This window comes from Pseudoalteromonas sp. 2CM39R (genome assembly GCF_023161845.1).
In genome coordinates this window covers 177,411-197,421 of record NZ_JALNTM010000002.1, presented here as the reverse complement: position 1 = coordinate 197,421, position 20,011 = coordinate 177,411, and the positions used below count along the sequence as shown (strand labels likewise).

Annotated in this window: 18 protein-coding genes; 8 read left to right on the top strand and 10 right to left on the bottom strand. The window is 39.7% G+C overall.

Annotation, left to right across the window (positions count from 1 at the left end; genetic code table 11):
• Positions 1–7 precede the first annotated feature (7 nt).
• Positions 8–841, top strand: a complete 834-nt coding sequence (locus tag MTF66_RS04940) for a UDP-2,3-diacylglucosamine diphosphatase (protein ID WP_248526597.1) — start codon at positions 8–10, stop codon at positions 839–841.
• On the opposite strand, the gene MTF66_RS04935 is transcribed toward MTF66_RS04940, so the two are convergent.
• The 4 genes from MTF66_RS04935 to MTF66_RS04920 all read right to left on the bottom strand — a co-directional run bounded on the left by MTF66_RS04935 (position 838) and on the right by MTF66_RS04920 (position 6,846).
• Complete coding sequence (locus MTF66_RS04935) at positions 838–3,876, bottom strand: ATP-binding protein (protein WP_248526596.1); 3,039 nt, start codon at positions 3,874–3,876, stop codon at positions 838–840. The two genes, MTF66_RS04940 and MTF66_RS04935, sit on opposite strands and share 4 nt — an antisense overlap.
• Positions 3,877–4,047: 171 nt before the next feature.
• Complete coding sequence (locus MTF66_RS04930) at positions 4,048–5,256, bottom strand: ABC transporter permease (RefSeq protein WP_248526595.1); 1,209 nt, start codon at positions 5,254–5,256, stop codon at positions 4,048–4,050.
• Entirely contained in the window at positions 5,249–6,037 is a 789-nt protein-coding gene (locus tag MTF66_RS04925) for an ABC transporter ATP-binding protein (protein ID WP_054561430.1), read from the bottom strand. Before MTF66_RS04925 ends, MTF66_RS04930 begins: the two co-directional genes overlap by 8 nt.
• Positions 6,034–6,846 (bottom strand): DUF3025 domain-containing protein, encoded by an 813-nt coding sequence (locus tag MTF66_RS04920; RefSeq protein ID WP_130166367.1) that lies wholly within the window; start codon positions 6,844–6,846, stop codon positions 6,034–6,036. Before MTF66_RS04920 ends, MTF66_RS04925 begins: the two co-directional genes overlap by 4 nt.
• Positions 6,847–6,956: 110 nt before the next feature.
• Here MTF66_RS04920 and MTF66_RS04915 point away from each other — a divergent pair, with 110 nt between their 5' ends.
• Together MTF66_RS04915 and MTF66_RS04910 are read left to right on the top strand one after the other, a co-directional pair.
• Positions 6,957–8,582 (top strand): M28 family metallopeptidase, encoded by a 1,626-nt coding sequence (locus MTF66_RS04915; protein WP_248526594.1) that lies wholly within the window; start codon positions 6,957–6,959, stop codon positions 8,580–8,582.
• Positions 8,583–8,653: 71 nt separating this feature from the next.
• Complete coding sequence (locus MTF66_RS04910; protein ID WP_248526593.1) at positions 8,654–9,826, top strand: putative manganese transporter; 1,173 nt, start codon at positions 8,654–8,656, stop codon at positions 9,824–9,826.
• 61 nt (positions 9,827–9,887) lie between these two features.
• Here MTF66_RS04910 and MTF66_RS04905 read toward each other — a convergent pair whose 3' ends face one another.
• The 6 genes from MTF66_RS04905 to seqA all read right to left on the bottom strand — a co-directional run bounded on the left by MTF66_RS04905 (position 9,888) and on the right by seqA (position 17,320).
• A complete protein-coding gene (locus MTF66_RS04905) occupies positions 9,888–11,459 on the bottom strand; it encodes a dihydrolipoyllysine-residue acetyltransferase (protein WP_248526592.1) in 1,572 nt (523 codons plus the stop codon).
• An 8-nt stretch (positions 11,460–11,467) separates the two neighbouring features.
• Positions 11,468–12,445 (bottom strand): alpha-ketoacid dehydrogenase subunit beta, encoded by a 978-nt coding sequence (locus MTF66_RS04900; protein WP_058584964.1) that lies wholly within the window; start codon positions 12,443–12,445, stop codon positions 11,468–11,470.
• Positions 12,445–13,659 (bottom strand): thiamine pyrophosphate-dependent dehydrogenase E1 component subunit alpha, encoded by a 1,215-nt coding sequence (locus tag MTF66_RS04895; protein ID WP_058584963.1) that lies wholly within the window; start codon positions 13,657–13,659, stop codon positions 12,445–12,447. Before MTF66_RS04895 ends, MTF66_RS04900 begins: the two co-directional genes overlap by 1 nt.
• 269 nt (positions 13,660–13,928) lie before the next feature.
• Positions 13,929–14,984, bottom strand: coding sequence for a succinylglutamate desuccinylase (astE, locus tag MTF66_RS04890; protein ID WP_248526591.1), 1,056 nt, complete (start codon positions 14,982–14,984; stop codon positions 13,929–13,931).
• Positions 14,985–15,063: 79 nt separating this feature from the next.
• Positions 15,064–16,701 (bottom strand): phosphoglucomutase (alpha-D-glucose-1,6-bisphosphate-dependent), encoded by a 1,638-nt coding sequence (gene pgm / locus MTF66_RS04885; RefSeq protein ID WP_248526590.1) that lies wholly within the window; start codon positions 16,699–16,701, stop codon positions 15,064–15,066.
• A gap of 16 nt (positions 16,702–16,717) precedes the next feature.
• A complete protein-coding gene (gene seqA, locus MTF66_RS04880) occupies positions 16,718–17,320 on the bottom strand; it encodes a replication initiation negative regulator SeqA (protein ID WP_054561421.1) in 603 nt (200 codons plus the stop codon).
• Between the two features lie 131 nt (positions 17,321–17,451).
• Here seqA and MTF66_RS04875 point away from each other — a divergent pair, with 131 nt between their 5' ends.
• The 5 genes from MTF66_RS04875 (at position 17,452) to fur (ending at position 19,993) form a co-directional block, all read left to right on the top strand.
• The gene (locus tag MTF66_RS04875) at positions 17,452–18,216 is read left to right on the top strand and encodes an alpha/beta fold hydrolase (RefSeq protein WP_248526589.1); all 765 of its coding nucleotides are present in this window, start codon (positions 17,452–17,454) and stop codon (positions 18,214–18,216) included.
• A 99-nt stretch (positions 18,217–18,315) separates the two neighbouring features.
• On the top strand, positions 18,316–18,537 hold the full coding sequence (locus tag MTF66_RS04870; RefSeq protein ID WP_036968243.1) for a DUF2788 domain-containing protein: 222 nt from the start codon (positions 18,316–18,318) through the stop codon (positions 18,535–18,537).
• 2 nt (positions 18,538–18,539) lie between these two features.
• A complete protein-coding gene (gene ybfE, locus MTF66_RS04865) occupies positions 18,540–18,818 on the top strand; it encodes a LexA regulated protein (protein ID WP_004586673.1) in 279 nt (92 codons plus the stop codon).
• Positions 18,819–18,832: 14 nt separating this feature from the next.
• The gene (gene fldA / locus MTF66_RS04860) at positions 18,833–19,360 is read left to right on the top strand and encodes a flavodoxin FldA (RefSeq protein ID WP_054553928.1); all 528 of its coding nucleotides are present in this window, start codon (positions 18,833–18,835) and stop codon (positions 19,358–19,360) included.
• Between the two features lie 189 nt (positions 19,361–19,549).
• Positions 19,550–19,993, top strand: a complete 444-nt coding sequence (gene fur, locus MTF66_RS04855; RefSeq protein ID WP_217874125.1) for a ferric iron uptake transcriptional regulator — start codon at positions 19,550–19,552, stop codon at positions 19,991–19,993.
• The last annotated feature ends 18 nt before the right edge of the window (positions 19,994–20,011 follow it).

The window sequence follows — 20,011 nt, the reverse complement described above, 5'->3', positions numbered from 1 at the left end:
AAATGCCATGAATAACACCACTTGCAGTAGTAAAACCCACTATCCTGCCGTTTGGATTTCCGACGTTCACTTAGGTTATAAAGACTGCCAAGCGCAGTATTTACTAGACTTTTTAAATGCGATTGAATGCGATGTTCTGTATTTGGTCGGTGATATTGTCGATTTATGGTCAATGAAACGACAGTTTTTTTGGCACCCTAGTCATTATGATGTATTAGCGCTTATTCAACAAAAAGCGAAAGATGGCACACGAGTTATCTATATACCGGGTAACCACGACGAAACCTTTCGCCATTATGCCAATGATTCATTATTCGGTATTGAAGTACATAAACAATATATCCACACCACAAAAGCCAACAAACGGTTTTTACTGTTGCATGGCGACGATTTTGATTCAGCAACCCGCTACAACAAATTAATCAGTATTGCGGGCGATGCAGGATACGACTTTTTACTTTTTTTAAATCGTTGGACTAATCGCATTCGCCGTTTATTTGGTGGTAATTATTGGTCATTGGCCTCTTGGATAAAAGCGCGAGTTCATAAAGCACGTGAAGCAATTGACGCATTTGAAAAAGCGGCAATCCACGAAGCAAAAAAACAAGCCGTCGATGGCATCATTTGTGGGCATATTCATCACCCAGCCGTTAAAGTGGTTGATGGAATTTTGTATTGCAATGATGGCGACTGGATTGAGAGCTGCACTGCATTAGTTGAAAACAGCTCTGGCCGTATTGAGTTATTGCACTGGAGTGAAACACAAAAAGTAATTCACTCTGCTGATATTAGTACATTAACGCCTAAACCTGCATTTGATAAAGGTCGTGATGCCGCTTAAGTCTTCAGCCACATTGAGAGCTTTTTACGCAATGTGGCTTGTTTAATTGGCTTGGTGATATAGTCGTTCATGCCAACACTGAGGCATTTCTCTCTATCGCCAGCCATCGCGCTTGCAGTCATAGCGATGATCACCACATCTTGGTATTTCTCACCTGTTTTGCCCTGCCTGATTGCTTTGGTACAGTCATACCCATTTAGGTTTGGCATTTGGCAATCCATCAAAATCAGATCAAATTGAGTTTCGCTGTTATTCAATACCTCAATAGCTTCAAGACCATCGCTGGCTGATTCAATATGAACATGACTATCTCTTAAAATGGCTTTGCTCACCTCAATATTAATCATGTTATCGTCGACGATAAGTACTGAACGAGATGTTAAATCAAGCTCAATAGTTTCTTTACTATCTGTATTCTTACGCTCAATAACAGAGTTATTATCATTAAATAAAACCGCGAGTTTATAGGCTAATTCATCAGGAGTGACAGGTTTTGCAATAACAGTACAATTGCTCGGTAATGTTTCTTTTTGTTTAAGTGATGCCATAACCCCTAAAATTAATACATAGATGTCGGGGTATTGATTTGCAAAACTCAACACATTATTTAGTTCTGGGTGTTTATGATCAATGATAAGTAAATCTAACTCATTGAAAACATTTTCAGGTATATCACTTAATCGAGAAACTTTCGATGGCTGAGGCTGACAAGATTTCTCTAATTGGGTTTCAATGTTCTTACCAAGCAGATCATATAAAACTGCACAACCAACCTGTTTGTTATTCAAAGCCGTAATCGCACCCAACTCTTTTAATGAGCCACTGAGTGACACTGTGATACTTGCACAAAAGCGGCTTCCTTTTCCTTTTTCACTTTCAACGATAATATCACCGCCCATCAACTGAGCGAGTTTTCGACTAATTGAAAGCCCTAAACCACTGCCACCATAATGGCGTGTTGTACTTGAGTCTTCTTGAGTAAACACTTCAAACAATTTACTCTGGTTTTCTTTCGAAATACCAATACCTGTATCTTCCACAACAAAGCTTAGGCAAAGCGTGTTATCTGTATGCAGCTGTTCCTTAACCGTTAAACTAACATGACCTTTATGGGTAAACTTAAATGCATTACTGAGTAAATTATTTAGAATTTGTTTTAAGCGGTGGCTATCTCCCATTACAGTACGATTAGTAATAGCATGCGCATCAAACAGTATCTCAATACCTTTTTTCTGACCTTGAACAGCCATCGATGTTATTAAATCACTGCACACTGAAACAACATCAAACTCGTGACTATCTAAATCAAGTTTACCTGCTTCGATTTTTGAAAAATCAAGAATGTCATTGATCAGTGTCATCAATGAGTTAGCGCTGGTATTTGCATAATGTAAGTATTGCATTTGCTGAGTAGATAATGGCTCTTCTTCAAGCATTTCGAGCATGCCAAGTACACCATTCATCGGGGTGCGGATTTCGTGAGAGATATTAGCAACAAATTCACTTTTAGCTTTACTGGCAGCTAGTGCTTCTTCGGTGGCCTTTTCAAGCTCAGCTGTACGGCTTTTTACTTTTTCTTCTAGTGTGACATTAAGCTTTTCAAGTTGATGTTGAGCGCACTTAAGTGAATCAATATTGCGCAGTATTGCCGCTATTTGATATTGCTGTTTTACTGCATCAAAAACAGGTGTCATGGTAATCGAGAAATAATGTGTGCTTTGCTCACTGATGTGAACTGCTTCAAACGAGCACCGCTGCCCTTCTTTAATGGCTTGTGCAATCCCTTGAAAATCTTCATCATTATAATTAAACAAGGTATCAAAATGGGTGGTTTGCTCTGTTATACCAAAAAACGTTTTTGCCGTTTCATTGGCATTACAAATAACACCATCTGGCTGAACCATAATAATGGCATCTGTTGAGTCTTCAATAATTTTACTGTTCTTTTCTTTTAGGAAACTAAGCTCAATTTTTCTGTTGATGTCACGTTGATAAATTATAAATAACATCAGCACGACTAAAGTGATTAAGCATAAAATCCCAATAAACCTTAATCGCTTGTGATGTATTTCATTCAGCAATGTGTCAGTGCTTATAGAGACAGCCAATGTAAGCGGCTGCATATGTACACCATTTTTAAACTCAATAATTTTATCTATATATAGTTTTTCAGGCAGGTTTACTACGTCAAAAAAATCAACTGAACTAATTTTGAGGTCGGCACTAAATTCCTCTGACCAATAATGTGGATCATCGAACTCAAAACTAAAACGGTATGACTCCTTTGGATGATAGATAAATTGTTGTTTAGCATTTAACAGATAAACAGAAAATTTATCTGATGATTTGCTTGTTAGCTTGTTAATAAGATCTTCCGCATAATAATTGAGGATAAGAACAGCAAAGGGCTTACCTTCGCTATCTTTCACCAGCTTCGCAATCCGGTATGTGCTGGTATAAGGCTGTTGTAAACGACCATTTTCGCGGTTGTAGTTAATGGGTGATAAGTAGATTTGACCATTTTCAAGTTTTGCCGTAATTTGCATGTAATCACGTTGGCCTTTGTGTTGTAAGTTGTCCTCACTAATTCTAAAGACCTGTTTATTCACACTATCAACACGTACAACCTCTTTGCCATTATCAGCAATGTAGATATAACGGGCCTGAGCTAAGTCTTTATCTGTTGTCATAAAACCAGTAAAGATTTTTGCTAGACGGTCTTTCCATGCCGAGATAGGCGTGCCTAAAACGGGATCTATATTTTGATCATTGGTAGCGCGCATAATTGCAAGCACTGGCGGCGTTGAATCTAAAAAGTTAAGTGCAGAAATATTCTCTCTTAAACTTGTTTTGAAGATACTTTCTTGTGTGTCGAGCTCTCGCTGCATCTGTTCGAGTGTACGACTAAATACCTCTTCCCGAAGATCATATTCATATTTTACTGTAACAATACATCCCAATATCAAGAGTATACAAGTTGCTAATATTGGCAGTTTATTACGTTTGAAGAAATGCGTTGAATGTCCAGAATCCATTGAATCGAAAGCCTTCTTTTCTACTCTGCTTTAGAGTATAGGAGAGAATAGTAATAAAAGCGGAGTATACAGAAAAAATATTAATTAATAAGGATTAGCAGGTGTTTAGATAAGCTTATAAACAAATAAAACACCAAAATGGTGCTTTATTATTTGGTAAATTAGTATCTCTTATCTAAATAAGACATCTTCTTTATTAAACCATTTAACGCAAAACGCAAGTAATGCACCTGCCACAATGACTGTCGCTAAGAAAATTAAACCCACGAGTGTGTAATCAACTGTACCTTTAATTATTTCTTTGATTGCTAATGCAACGTTTGTCACTGGAATAAAAGCAGTTTTGCTCGTCAGTTCAACATTCGGCATTAAGGCAACCATAATTGGAAAAATTACACCCATGCTAAGTGGTGCCATGTAGTTTTGTGCTTCTTTAAAGGTTCGCGCATAAATTGAAATAGCCAGCGCTAATGATGAGAAGATTGCAGCAATAGGTAATAACAACACAAAAATCAGCCCTAAATCTAATACGGTTAAAGAGCTAAATGCGTTTTTAACAACTGCTAAATCTACAAATGCAATGGCCACTGATATCCACACACCCATACTGAGTACAGTAATGGTGGTTGTCGCAATAGAAGAAGCAAGCAAAGTAACAAACTTACCTAACACCAGCTGTGTACGGGTGATTGGTGTAAGTAGAAGGGTTTCGAGCGTACCGCGCTCTTTTTCACCAGCTCCTAAATCAATCGCCGGATACGTTGCGCCCATCAATACTAGAGGAATAAGTAGATAAGGAATAAACCCACCTATTTTCTCACCAAGATTTTCACGTTTATCTGCTGTGTCGACCTTCACCACTTTAATAGGCTCTATAATGGCGGCTTGTTGCTCTTCTGATACGCCAAAGCTTAATAGCTTGTTAGTACGAAGTGTATCGCCATATTCTTTTGCCAGTTCTTTTACACGGTCAAATAGGAAGTTAATTGCTTTTGCGTCGTTATACACAACTTGCCATTCACTTTGCTTTGCATCATCTAAGGTTTGCTTAGCGTCTGATGGTAAATAGATACCCATGTCTATGGTGCCTGCTTTAACCGCTTTGGTGAGATCTTCTACGGTATTAAAGGTTTCGTCGCCTTTATATAAAGAAAAGCTCTTATGGTAAAACACCTTATCGGTAAAATCTTGCGCATAATTACCATTGATAATAGCGTAAGTATGGACCTCTTGTTCTGCCTCTAACGCCGCTTGTGAACTGATAAATGCCATAACAGCAAATAAAAGTGGGAAGATAGCAACCGGTAGTGCAACAACGAATATCAATGTTTTACGGTCACGTAATAGCTCTTTTAATTCCTTTTTAAATACTTCAAACATCACGGCTCTCCGTTAAAATATTCATAAACGCTTGGTTTAATTCTTCACTTTGACCTGTTTGTTTAAACTCATCTAAAGTGCCATCAAAGCAACTAATACCTTGGTTTATCACCGCAACACGGTCACAAAGTAAGGCAACTTCATCTAAATGGTGCGTTGAGAAAATAACTGGCGTGCCCTGCTCTTTAAGGCCGCGAATAAAGTTAATTACAGTTTGCGTAGTCATAATATCTAAACCAGTTGTCGGCTCATCAAGGATAACCACATCAGGATGATGAACAACAGCACGGGCAATATTGGCTTTTTGCTTCATACCCGTTGAAAGGTTTTCGGCGCGTTTATCAATAAAGCTGTGCATATCAAGTAAGGTGAATAGCTCATCACAACGAGCGGCTACCGCTTTTTTACTCATGCCATGTAAACGGGCAAAGTATTCAACATTTTCTTTAACTGTTAAACGCCCATATAAGCCGGTGCTACCTGACAGAAATCCAATTGATTTGCGGCCAACTAATGGCTTTTTAACGATATCGTGACCAGAGATGGTAATGCTGCCTTCATCTGGTTTTAAGGCTGTTGAAATCATTCTAAGGGTGGTTGTTTTACCGGCACCATTTGGCCCGAGTAAACCGAGTACTTCACCTTTGTTACATTGAAAGCTGACGTCTCTTACAGAATGAAAAAACTCTTTATCTTCACGGGGGTCTACGTTGTCCGTTTTATTTTTTTTATGATCTTTTGTTAGCTTAAACTTCTTTTTAAGCCCTGCCACTTCAATCATGTGCGTTTCCTTCGTTTCGGTCTAAAGTAATCAGTGTTACTGTAAAATTCTGGATTTTCATTGTCAGTCCACCATCCTGGTACGCCTAACAAGGGTAAGGGTGATAAGTTTTTATTATCACGCAAACAATCATCAAGCTTTATCATCTCATAAAGACGTTGATCTAGATACGCATATTGCTCGCTTAAATCTTTACAAAATATGTCATCAGGAACAATTACAAATAATGCTTTACCCGTTAAACCAATATACGGCTGAGTGAGCATTTCGTAGTTAGCATGACCAAACATAAATGGCCTAATGCTTTTACCCCAATGTTCACGTTGCTCTACAAAGGCTTGCTGCCATTGGTGGTCGCGTAATTGCTGCTGCCAGCTTTGCTCAGTAATTGCCAGCACTACACCGCATTCGTCAAATAAAGTAAGCGCATTTCGGTGTTTACTACGCTCTTTTAGACCATGCAGTTTAATTTCTTCGATATGCTGATGATTAATCAGCGCTTTGGTTTTTGGAAATAAACACCAAATAAAGCCACCAAAAAGGTCATGCCAATTTTGTTGTCTTGTTGGTACTTGCCCTGTCTCAAATATAATTTGCTCATAATAACGGGTTTCATCAGCAAACTTTTCATCTTCAACAAAGGTTATTGCTTTGCCCTGTGTAGTTTTCGCATTTAGATATTGATTAAACCACTGGCAAGATGGCCAATCTGACAGTTTATCTAAATTAAATAGCGTCGCTAGGTCACTAAAAGCACCCGTTGTGAGGTATTGTGTTGACCATTGCTCAGGAGCAGTAAATCGTTTCATTGCTTATTTTTTAACTTCTTGATGTATTGTGGGTAGTTTACCGTAAAAACTGGTTCTCATTAATAGAACCTCATATACTAATGCCACCATAAAACAAAAAAAGAGCTATTATGAAACGCTATTTTCCAATGACAGTCCTTGCAAGTGCCATTCTTGCGGGCTGTGCTTCAACAAGTATCACATCAAGTGATGTCGAAAAAGCCTATCAAAGCATTAATTCAGAGCAACTAGCAGAGCATATTAAAGTGCTTGCCTCTGATGAGTTCGGTGGCCGTGCACCATCATCTAAAGGTGAAGAGCTAACGCTTGCCTATTTAACCGACCAATTTAAAGCATTGGGTTTTGAGCCGGGTAACGGTGATAGCTTCTTACAAGAAGTACCGCTTGTTTCACTAGAAGCTGATTCAGACATGGTACTTACCATTGGCGGCAAAGATTACCAATACAAAAAAGATATGGTAATGGGTAGCAGCCGTATTAGTGCTAAGCAAAGCATTAAAGATTCTGAATTAGTATTCGTTGGCTACGGTGTTAATGCACCAGAATACAACTGGAACGACTACGAAGGCCTAGATGTTAAAGGCAAAACAGTTGTTATGCTGGTAAACGATCCTGGTTTTGCGACGAAAAACCCTGATTTATTCACCGGCGATGCCATGACTTATTACGGTCGTTGGACATACAAATATGAAGAAGCAAGCCGTCAAGGTGCAGCAGGTGCGATTATCATCCACGAAACAGCACCGGCTTCTTACCCATGGTCAGTTGTTGAAAACTCTTGGAGCGGTGAGCAATTTGGTTTCCAAAAAGAAAATAACAACATGGACCGTGTTGCTGTTGAAGGCTGGGTAACAACTGATGTTGCTAAAGAGCTATTCACAAAAGCAGGCTTAGATTTCGATACCATGAAAGCTAATGCGGCAAAAGGCGCTTACCATGTTGATATGGGCGACCTAACTGCAAGTGTTGAAGTAAATAACACAATCAAAAAGTCAATTTCGTATAACTTTATCGCGACGTTACCGGGTAGCGAAAAGCCAGACGAGCACATCATTTATTCAGCTCACTGGGATCACCTTGGTACAGATAAAACGCGTAAAGGTGACCAAATCTATAATGGCGCCCATGATAATGCAACGGGCACAGCTGGCTTAATCGAAGTTGCTGAAGCATTCGCTACCTTACCTGAGCACCCTAGCCGTTCAATGACTTTCTTAGCCGTTACTGCTGAAGAACAAGGTTTACTTGGCTCGAAATATTATGCTGCAAACCCAGTGATCCCAGCATCACAAACGGTTGCTAACATCAATATGGATAGCTTAAACCTATTAGGTAAAGTAAAAGACATCAGTGTTGTTGGTATTGGCAAATCAGAAATGGATAGCCTGCTAGAAACAGCTGCAGAAGCTCAAGGCCGTACAGTATCTGGTGACCCTAAACCGTCTTCAGGTGGTTACTACCGCTCTGATCACTTTGCATTTGCAAACATGGGTGTACCAGCAATGTATGCCGGTGGTGGTAGTGAAGCACTTGACGAAGAAACGGCAAATTACCGTAAGCGTATGAGCCTAGTGCTTCGTGGTTGTTATCATCAGCCTTGCGACCGTTACCGTGATGAATGGGATTTATCAGGTGCCGTTCAGGACCTTCAGTTATTCTATCAAGTAGGTTTTGATATCTCAGAACGAAAAGAATGGCCGACCTGGAATGCCACTTCTGAGTTCCAACGCAAATAGATACAAATGAGATTGATTTTCATTTAAAATCGTAATACAGTGTAACCTGATTAATTTTTAGGTTGCACTGTATGCTCTCACTAACACAAACGAGGTTTATTCCTAATAAAGCGAGGTGTTACATTACGGACAATAAACGCTTAATTTTACCCCTTTTATTACTGATTTCTTTAGCGGTACCTGCAAGCCGAGAATTCACCCTACAAGCGCTGAGTGATGCTTTTTTTCAAGTATCTGTATTTGTTGCAGCCACCTTATTAATCTATTACTACCTTATTGATCGACTTCCTCAATTACAGCTTAGCTATTTACGTGCTAAATCAGGCATTCTAGAAGTGAGCTTTGCGTCTATTTTAGGTGCTTTACCTGGCTGTGGGGGTGCCATTATTGTGGTAACCCAATTTACTAAAAAGCAGGCTAGCTTTGGCTCTGTTGTTGCTGTCTTAACCGCAACCATGGGCGATGCCGCCTTTTTACTGTTAGCAACCCGCCCGCTTGATGGTTTATTAATGATGTTAATCGGTGTTGCTGTAGGTATTATTAGCGGTCAGATAGTTAATACATTTCATAGCCCAGATAAATTTCAACCTGACGAAGCAAGTGAATATACCGAGCAGCCACAATGCCAACCAAGAGCTTTGAAATTTAGCCGCCCTATTTGGAAGTTTACCCTAGTACCAAGCTTGATTATTGCTTTTGTTATTGCTACCAATTCTGACCTTAGCGAATTTAGTCAAAGCGTTAGTACTGGCGTCACTCTGTTTGGCTCGATCATGGCGCTATTCACTGTGGTTGTGTGGTCTCTGTCTTCTAAAGGCAGCAGTTATAAGCAAGTAACCAGTGAAGAAGCGCCTTGCTCACCTCCCTCAAAACTCACGAAAGTGTTAATGGACACGCACTTTGTTACTGCCTGGGTTGTTGCCAGTTTTATGCTGTTTGAAATTCTCGTTAACCTAGTCGGTGTTGATTTAACAGCCTGGTTTTCTGAGTATGCTTATCTTGCACCCCTGGTGGCTGTGGCTATTGGCTTATTACCTGGCTGCGGGCCACAAATCGTCGTAATGACACTCTATATTCAAGGTATTATTCCATTTAGTGCGATGGCAGCCAATGCAATTTCAAATGACGGCGATGCCCTATTCCCAGCTATCGCATTAGCGCCAAAAGCGGCCTTAATCGCGACGGTGTATTCAACAATTCCAGCGCTGTTACTCGGTTATGGGTTGTATTTTTACGGTAAATAGCAAATACAAAATTTACAATTAAAAAAACCAGCCGAGGCTGGTTTTTTAATGCTTACTAATGTTAGCTCATCGCCATCATCATTTTTGCAGGGTCTTCTAAGTAAGACTTCCATAAATTATTGAAGCGGGCAATTGTTCCGCCATCAATCACTCGGTGGTCTCCAGACCAGCTTACTTGCATAATAGCAGCTGAAACAACATTGCCTTGTGCATCAAAGCGAGGTAAATGCTGCAGTTTACCTAAAGCAACAATCGCTACCTCAGGCTTATTGATGATCGGGGTTGCAATTGTGCCACCAATCGCACCGATGTTAGAAATGCTAATAGTGCCGCCTTTCAAATCATCCGGTGAAACACGACCATCACGTGCTGCTTCAGTTAAGCGGGTCACTTCGTTTGCAACATCTACGATACTCTTTGACTGGCATGATTTAATGTTTGGTACAAGTAAACCAATCTTAGAATCAACCGCCATACCGATGTTATGATCATCAAAGTAAGTTAGCTCGCTGCAATCATCATTCACTTGTGAGTTTAGTACTGGGAATTGCTTAATCGCTAACGACAGTGCTTTGATAAAGAACGGCATCATAGTGAGCTTAACACCCTGTTGCTTATACTGCTCTTTAAGCTCACTGCGCATTGCAATTAGTTTAGTTAGGTCAATTTCATCACAGAAAGTAAAGTGAGGAATTGTCGAAACTGAAGCAACCATTTGCTTAGCCATTGCCGCTTTAATGCCTTTAATAGGCTCTACACGACTACCACCAGAAGACGCCGCAGTTGATACAGACTCTGCCGCTTTTGGCGCAGCTTGTTGTGATACTGCTTGGCTTGGTGTTTCATTCAAGAAATCTTCGATATCTTGTTTATAAATACGGCCGTTTTTACCAGACCCTGGTACTTGCGTTAAATCAACATCAAGTTCGCGGGCTTTACGACGAACAGCAGGTGAAGCAACAGCTTTCTTATTAAGTTGTTTGCTAGAGTTTGCTGAAGTCGCAGGCTTCTGCGAAGGTTTAGTTGCTGCATTTGTTTGTGCTTTAACTACCGCAGAACTTACATCTGGCTCTGCACTTTGGCCTGCAATGCTCATTTGAAATAATGGGCTGTGAACCGCTGCAATATCACCTTTTTGATAATAAAGCTTTTCAACTTTACCTGTATATTTAGCCGGAATTTGTACCAATGCTTTGTCTGTCATTACATCACACACAGCTTGGTCTTCAACGATTTCATCGCCTTCACTCACTAACCACTCAACGATTTCACACTCAACGATACCTTCACCGATATCTGGTAAAATGAAATCTTCTAAGTGCTCACCAGCCTCAGACGATGCCTCAGTTGGAGTAGCAGGAGCTTGCGCTTCTTCACTTTGTGTCGGTGCTTCGCCATCAACATCCATTGCAAATAATGGTGCATGTACTTTCGCAATATCCCCTTTTGCATAATAAAGCTTACTGATCACACCATCATGAACAGCAGGAATTTGCACAAGCGCCTTGTCGGTCATAACATCACAAATAGGCTGGTCTTCTTTTACAGAATCGCCTTCTGCAACTAACCATTCAACAATTTCACACTCTACGATGCCTTCGCCGATATCTGGCAAGATAAAATCTTTAGACATACTGACTCCTAAAACTCTACTGATTGCTTAATCGCAGCAAGCACTTTAAGTGCATCCGGCACATATTCTTTTTCAAGTGCTAATGGGTATGGCGTATCTAAGCCACACACGCGAGCAATTGGCGATTCAAGGTGTAAGAAACACTCTTGTTGAATTGTTGCAACGATTTCTGCACCAAAACCATTAGTGATTGGTGCCTCGTGGCTTACCACTAAACGGCCTGTTTTAGTCACTGATTTAGCAATTGTCTCAACATCCCATGGTAAAATGGTACGTAAGTCGATCACTTCACAGCTAATACCTTGCTCTGCAGCTTTTTTAGCGGCGTCTTCGATGATTTCCATCTGAGCACCCCAAGCAAGTACAGTAACATCAGTACCTTCTTGCACGATTTCAGCTTTACCGAGCTCGATGCTGTAATCTTCTTCTGGAACTTCACCTGTTGATGCACGGTACAAACGTTTCGGTTCAAAGAAAATAACAGGGTTATCATCTTTAATCGATGCACGTAGCAAACCTTTTGCTTGATATGGGTTACGTGGCACAACCAACTTCAAACCCGGTGTGTGAGCAAAATAAGCTTCTGGTGATTGTGAGTGATATAAACCACCTGCAATACCACCACCGTATGGTGTACGGATTGTTAGATTGCCAACATTAAATTCATTACCACTACGGTAACGGAACTTAGCTGATTCATTCACGATTTGGTCAAATGCAGGGAAAATATAATCAGCAAATTGAATTTCAGCTAATGCAGGCGCACCAAACGCCGCTAAGCCATTAGCAAAACCTAAAATACCTTGCTCAGTTAACGGTGTATTGAACACACGATGCTTACCATATTTTTCTTGTAAGCCAGATGTAGCACGGAATACACCACCAAAATAACCAACGTCTTCACCAAAAATACATGCATTTGGATGCTCTGCCATGGTGATATCAAGGGCAGAGTTAATTGCATGAAGCATGTTCATTTTAGCCATTACTTTAATCTCCCTGCAGTTGTTGGATAAGCATCAGGATGCTGCAAAATGTGCTCTTTTAGTTCTTCATATTGTTTTTGCAGTGATGGGATTGGCTTATCATAAACATCAGAAATAAGCTCTTCTAATGCTGGCTTTTCAACTTTTTCAGCGCGTTTAAGAGCTGCTAAAATTTCTTCACGAATAGTTTCTTTGTCTTTTGCGTCTTGCGCTTCGTCTAACCAACCTTGCTTTAATAGCCACTTACGGAAACGCTCGATTGGACAGCCTTTATGTTTTGCTTCTTCATCTTTTGTGCGGTAACCGCTTGGATCGTCACTGGTTGAGTGAGCGCCTAAACGATAGGCAATCGATTCAATTAAAACAGGTTCGCCTTTGGTAGTCGCAATTTCACGGGCTTTTTTCGTTGCTGCATAAACAGCAAGTGCATCAGCACCGTCAACACGGATTGTTTTAATGCCATAACCAACACCACGTGATGCAATACCATCACCTTTAAACTGTTCATCCGCAGGTGTAGAAATCGCATAACCATTGTTACGAGCAAAGAAAATAACCGGTGCTTCATGAACTGCGGCCATATTTAAACCAGCATGGAAATCACCTTCAGATGCTGCGCCTTCACCAAAGTAACAAATAGTGATGTTATCAATAGTGCTGTTTAACTCACCTGTTTGGGCATCAATATGACGAACTTTTTGACCGTATGCATAACCTGTTGCTTGCGGAATTTGTGTACCAAGCGGTGATGAAATAGTCATGTAGTTAAGTTCGCGTGAGCCATAGTGAATTGGCATTTGGCGACCTTTACCCAAATCTTTTTCATTTGAGAACATTTGATTCATGAATTGGTCAAGGCTAAAACCACGATAACGTAAAGCTGCTTGCTCACGGTATTGGGCCATGATCATGTCGTTTTGATCAAGCGCTGCAGCTGATGCTGTTACAGCCGCTTCTTCGCCTAGACATTGCATATAAAAGCTAACACGGCCTTGACGCTGTGCTGCTTGCATACGCTCATCAAGTGCTCTAATAAAACGCATTGTTTCATATAGACGGATTGCCGTTGCTTTGTCGATATCAGGTGCGGTTGCACCTTCGTAGATGTCGCCTTCCTCATTAAGAATACTTAATGTAGGGATCGTTAATGCGTGACCGTCAATAAATGACAGTTCATGATTAATGTTTAGCGATACGTTATTTGGATTACTCATAACCTACCTTCTTTCGTTGTCAGAAACCTACGCTACTGCCCTTAATTATATTTTTATCAGCATGAGCTGTAAGGATAAAGTTTGCGCAATATTCAATCTAATTAAATTAAACTGCCGTCACTTTACGTTAACGTAAGTTGTTATTCAACTAATCATAGACGAATAGATGACAAATGGCTAAAAACGCATGGAAAGTTAACTATACAACAAGATAAATTCTTTAGAGTCATATAGTTAACTAAATTTAGGTGGGTGTTAATGCAGAGATTTTAAATAAAGTTGCTATCAACTTGCATTGGAATAACAGTAAGCAAAGCGCGCTGACCTAAGGCTACATCAGCGTTTGGGAAGATAATAGCTTCACCGTCTACTTCCGCTTCATATCTGGTCTGACCATCAGTTGCCATTAATTCACCCTTTGCGAAACCGGTGAAATTTTCCACATCATCAGCAAATGGAAAACTAAAGTCTTCGCAAGTACGGTTTATTGTTCTATATACTGAAAACAACTCGAAATCCTCTGCATTGAATTCTTTATATTCGACAGATTCTTGACTAATTAATGCAGTTAAGGTTTGTTTGGTTTTCTCAAATCGCGACATGTCGTTTTCGCCAAATGGTTTTACTTGGCCAAGTTCTACCGTAAATGAGTCAGCTCCATGTACAAACGACGAGTAGTAACTAAAGGTAGTTGCCGCAGATTTCATCATTAGTACCGTGTTTACGCCACAGCTAAGTAAAAATTGCAGTTGTGATTTTTTCCACGGTTTACCATGTAAGAAAGGGTAGACTGCGAACTTTTCATTTTTAGAGCCACGAATTGCAGTGTGAAGATCATAATGAAAACGCTCACTGCCCTGATTGCCTCTAGCAAAGAAATCAGTAACCACGTCTTCAAGTAGCTTTGCACGAACTCGCTCAGGGTTTGAAGCAATGCCTTCTACAGTATGATGACCATTAAACAAACGGTTTAAGTTTTCATCTACAAAACGCTTACCTATATTAATAGATTTAGGATTACCATAAATAAACAGTACACGCTGCTTCAAGGTAAGTTGTTCTGTAACGATTGACTTGATTAATTGATCGCAAATTTCAATTGGCGCAGTTTCGTTACCATGTACCGCGCTTGAAAGTACAATATCTTTGTTTGTTTGCTGTGCTGGTTGAAACTCAATGATACCTGTGTCGTGAACAGTGACATCTGTGCCGTTTTCAAGAGTAAATGCACAAGGTTCGAGTGAAAATTCATTGTTGCGAGTCAGGGTTAAAAAGTCGCCGGTACTTTTTAATTCTTCGAGATATGAAGGAGTTGAATAGCTCATTGTTCTATCCTAAAAATGCGTGAGAGTAGAATACAAAAACGGCTGAGAATCTCAGCCGTTTTAATAGGTAAAAAAGGAATTAGCTAATTACTGAATCAACCAGCTTTTTCGCTTCTTTTTCTAATAATGCTAGATGTTCTTCACCTTTGAATGATTCAAGGTAAATTTTATAAATGTCTTCAGTGCCCGATGGGCGTGCAGCAAACCAACCGTTTTCAGTAACAACCTTTAAACCGCCGATAGCAGCGTTATTACCAGGGGCATGGGTTAGTTTTTGCGTAATGGCATCACCCGCTAATGTACTTGCAGTTACATCATCAGCTGATAACGCTTTTAAACGTGATTTTTGTTCTGCACTAGCTGGCGCATCAATACGTTTATAAATAGGCGCACCGAACTCTTGTTCAAGTTCTTTATAAAGCTGTGAAGGTGTTTTACCCGTTACGGCTAAAATCTCTGCAGCAAGTAGGCCTAAGATGAAACCATCTTTATCAGTGTTCCAAACTGTACCATCAAAGCGTAAGAATGACGCCCCTGCACTTTCTTCACCACCAAAAGCAAGGGTACCTTTGCTTAGGCCTTCAACAAACCATTTAAAGCCTACAGGTACTTCTTTTACTTCGCGGTTATTACGTGCAACTACTTTATCAATCATGCCGCTTGATACCAGCGTTTTACCAATTGCGACCTCTTTTGACCATTCGCGGTTATTTAATAAGTAGTCAATTGCAACTGCTAAAAAGTGATTTGGATTCATTAAGCCGTCAGGCGTAACAATACCATGGCGGTCATAATCAGGGTCGTTACCAATACCGATATCATAGTCATCTTTTAATGCAATAAGGTTTGTCATTGCATAAGGAGAAGAGCAATCCATACGGATTTTGCCGTCTTTATCTAATGGCATGAACGAAAATGTTGGGTCAACAGACTTATTTACGACCGTTAAGTCTAAATTATATTTTTCTGCAATGACTGGCCAAAAGTTGATACCAGAACCACCAAGTGGATCCACACCAATTTTGATTTTCGCATCGCTAATTGCTTTTAGATTAACGATATTAACTAAGTCATCAACATAAGGGGTAATTAAGTCTTGGTACTTAATAAAACCAGAACGTGATGCTTTAGCATATGGAAATAACTCTACTTCAACTAAGTCTTCTAAAAGTAATTGATTTGCTCTGTCTTCAATCCACTTAGTCACATCAGTATCTGCAGGTCCACCATTTGGCGGGTTATATTTAAAACCACCGTCTTCTGGCGGATTATGTGAAGGAGTTACCACAATACCATCAGCAAGTTCATTTGGGTTTTCTTTGTTATGGCAAACAACAGCATGACTTATTACCGGCGTTGGCGTGTAATCGTCATTTTCTTGTGCAATGACTTGCACTTCGTTTGCAACAAGTACTTCAATAGCAGAGTTAAAAGCCGCTTCACTCAATGCATGTGTATCTTTACCTAAGAAAAGTGGACCAAAAATATTGTTTTCTTTACGGTAATCACAAATTGCTTGAGTGATCGCTAAAATATGCGATTCATTAAATTTTACATCGAACGAACAACCACGATGGCCAGACGTACCAAAAGCAACACAATGCTCTGGGTTTTGTTCTAGGTCAGGTTCATTTAAGTAATAAGCAGAGATCAGTTTTGGTACATTCACTAAGCTTGATTGCGGTGCAGGTTTACCTGCATCTGGATGAATCGCCATATTATTTCCTTATGGATTATAAGTAATCACGAATTTTTTCTGCTTCATCCGCGCTGTAACCTAAGCACAGTGCAACTTCGTGAAGCATCATTTTTTTTCTGGTTGTATTTGAATTTGTCATCACCCAATACTCAGTATCAGTGATATTTTTTGGATTCATGCTGCTACCGCTTTCCAGTAGTGCTTCTTTGCTAGTGGCAAAATAAACACGGTCACGGCCTTTAATTTCAAGCACGTTAACAAAATCTTTTTTATGCGTTCTATATAAAGCAGCTAGTATAAATAAGAATCGACCAACAACACCTTTTTGCATTGCTAGCTCTTCTTTGTTTAATACATTAAACACATTACCTTTCACTTGTGTCGATGCTGTGACAGTTTGTGCAGCCTCTTCAACATTTTCGTCGCTTGGTTCAGGGCTTGTTTCTTGTTCTGCTTGCTCTTGTACTTCAACAACTGGGGTTTCTTGTTCAGTTTTAGTAGTTGTTTCAACTGGGGCATTGGCGCCATCAGAGAGGTTTAATAAACGACGCAAAATGGTTGATGCACTTTCACCAATACTTTGCGTGTTGCTTGCAATGTATTGATATAACTCGTCGTCTATGTCGATTTTTTTCATGTTATTCCTGTCTTTACGGGTCACATTTTAAAAGTTCTCAATGATTATACCTAAGCTCGCAGCAATTCTCTATGTTTTGCATTTTGTAATTTCACTAGGCAAAATACTGCCATTAAAATTAGGAGTTGAAAATGCTATTAAACTACCAACAAATGGGTCAAGGTTCAGACGTTGTATTGATCCACGGTTTGTTTGGCTCACTTGAAAACCTCAATGTAATCGCAAAAGCATTAGCTGAAAATTATCGTGTAACGAATATTGATTTACGTAACCACGGTAAATCATTCCATAGCGATACCATGAATTATCACGCTATGGCACAAGATGTCAGTGAGTTACTTGAACATCTAAATATTAGTAAAGCGCACATCATAGGTCATTCAATGGGTGGCAAAGTGGCCATGCAATTAGCACTTAATCACTCTGCACTTATCGATAAGCTTGTAGTGTTAGATATTTCTCCTGTTGCTAATAACCCTCGCCACAGCGCTATTTTTGCAGGCCTAAACGAAGTTGCACAGTCTAATATCACAGATAGAAAAGCGGCTGATGAAATACTTGCCAAGCACATTGATGAAATGGGCGTACGTCAGTTTTTATTAAAAAGCTTTGCTAAAAATGATGAAGGTCACTATCAATGGCGCTTTAATTTAGCTGTTTTATACCAGCAATATGAAAATATTTTAGCGCAAGTTAGTGAAAATGATTCTTGTTTATGTGATACTTTATTCATTAAAGGTAATGATTCTGACTACATTTTAGCAGAACACCGCCCTGCTATTATGGCGTTATTCCCTAATGCAAAAGCAAAAATTATTCATGGTGCTGGTCACTGGCTACATGCCCAAAAACCACTTGCTGTAAATAAAGCAATCAGCGATTTTTTAGCTCATTAATTGGGCTGATAAAATTCGCTGTTTTTGATCGTGCGCACTAAATTATTACAAATTTGTGTGCTATAGTACGCGCCGTTTAATTTAAAGGTTTATACGTTGATGGTCAGTCAGTTAATTAACGAATTTGATACCTTAGGGTTGTATTTTGGCTTAGCCGGTATTTTCTTTTTTATTGGAATGGCAATTCAAGACGTCCTTAAAAAAGGTGATGTACCACGATTTGGCCGATACATCGTTTGGTTAGTGCTATTTTTAGGCTGTTCTGGGTTTATAGCGAAAGGACTTATTCAAGTCTTCTGGCAAGGCGCAGGTGTGGGCTAGACATGGCAAAGTCAGAAACAGATAGAACAACACCCGATTTATTTGAATACGAAAAGCGTCCAGGTAGGCCGAAAACAAATCCCCTACCTCGCGATATGCAATTAAAAGTAAATAAACGTAATCAAATAAAGCGAGATAAAGCACGTGGTTTAAAGCGTGTTGAATTTAAGGTTTCATCACAGTTATATCAAGCATTAAGCGATATGGCAGATGCGCAGAATATTAGCCGTAGCGCGTTGATTGAAACAATTTTACAAGAAAGATTGGCTATTGATAGATAGAAGGTTTTAACTCCATGTCAAGCGTAGGTATTTTTTTCGGAAGTGACACAGGCAATACTGAACACGTAGCTAAAATGATTCAAAAAGAATTAGGTAAAAAGCTTGTAGCGGTTCACGACATTGCAAAAAGTTCTAAAGAAGAGATTGCTGAATTCGATTTATTGTTATTCGGTATTCCAACTTGGTACTACGGTGAAGCTCAATGTGACTGGGATGATTTCTTCCCTGAATTAGAAGAAGTTGACTTCGAAGGTAAACTTGTAGCTATTTTTGGCTGCGGTGACCAAGAAGACTATGCAGAATACTTCTTAGATGCAATGGGCATGATCAACGATATCGTTACTGAGCGTGGCGCAATCGTAGTGGGTCATTGGTCAACTGAAGGCTACGACTTTGAAGCTTCAAAAGCACTTGTTGATGACAGCAACTTTGTTGGCCTAGGCATCGATGAAGACCGCCAACCAGAGCTTACTGAAAAGCGCGTGAAAGACTGGTGTGCTCAGGTTTATGACGAAATGTGTTTAGCGGAACTTGCTGATTAATAACAAGTATTACTCGCATTTACTAGCTGATGTAAAGATGCACAACCGGTTCGTTTTTGTTCAAAAAATCAGCAAATAGGCGAATTGTTCTTTGCACTTAGTAACTAGGCACGTTATTCTAACAGTTGCTAATGTGTCGTGTGCATCTTGAAGGTGCCTAGTATAACTAAATAAATTGAGACAGATTGAATGACTGATCACAACTTGGAATTAAAAAAAGCAGGGTTAAAAGTAACTCTGCCGCGTATTAAAATTTTAGAGATTCTGCAATCTCCAGACAACCAACACATCAGCGCTGAAGATGTCTATAAAATTCTTTTAGACAAAGGCGAAGAGATTGGTCTTGCAACTGTCTACCGTGTTCTTAACCAATTTGATGATGCAGGTATTGTATCTCGCCACCACTTCGAAGGCGGCAAGTCAGTATTTGAACTATCAGGTAGCACTCACCATGACCACTTAGTGTGCCTTAAATGTGGTAAGGTTGTTGAGTTTGAAGACGATACTATTGAACGTCGTCAAGAAGAAATCGCTACAGAGAATGGTATTAAGCTGACTAACCACTCTCTTTACCTATACGGTGAATGTGAAGACACTGCTGCGTGTAAAGAATTCGCTGAATCAAATAGCTAATTAGCTATTTGTTTCAGA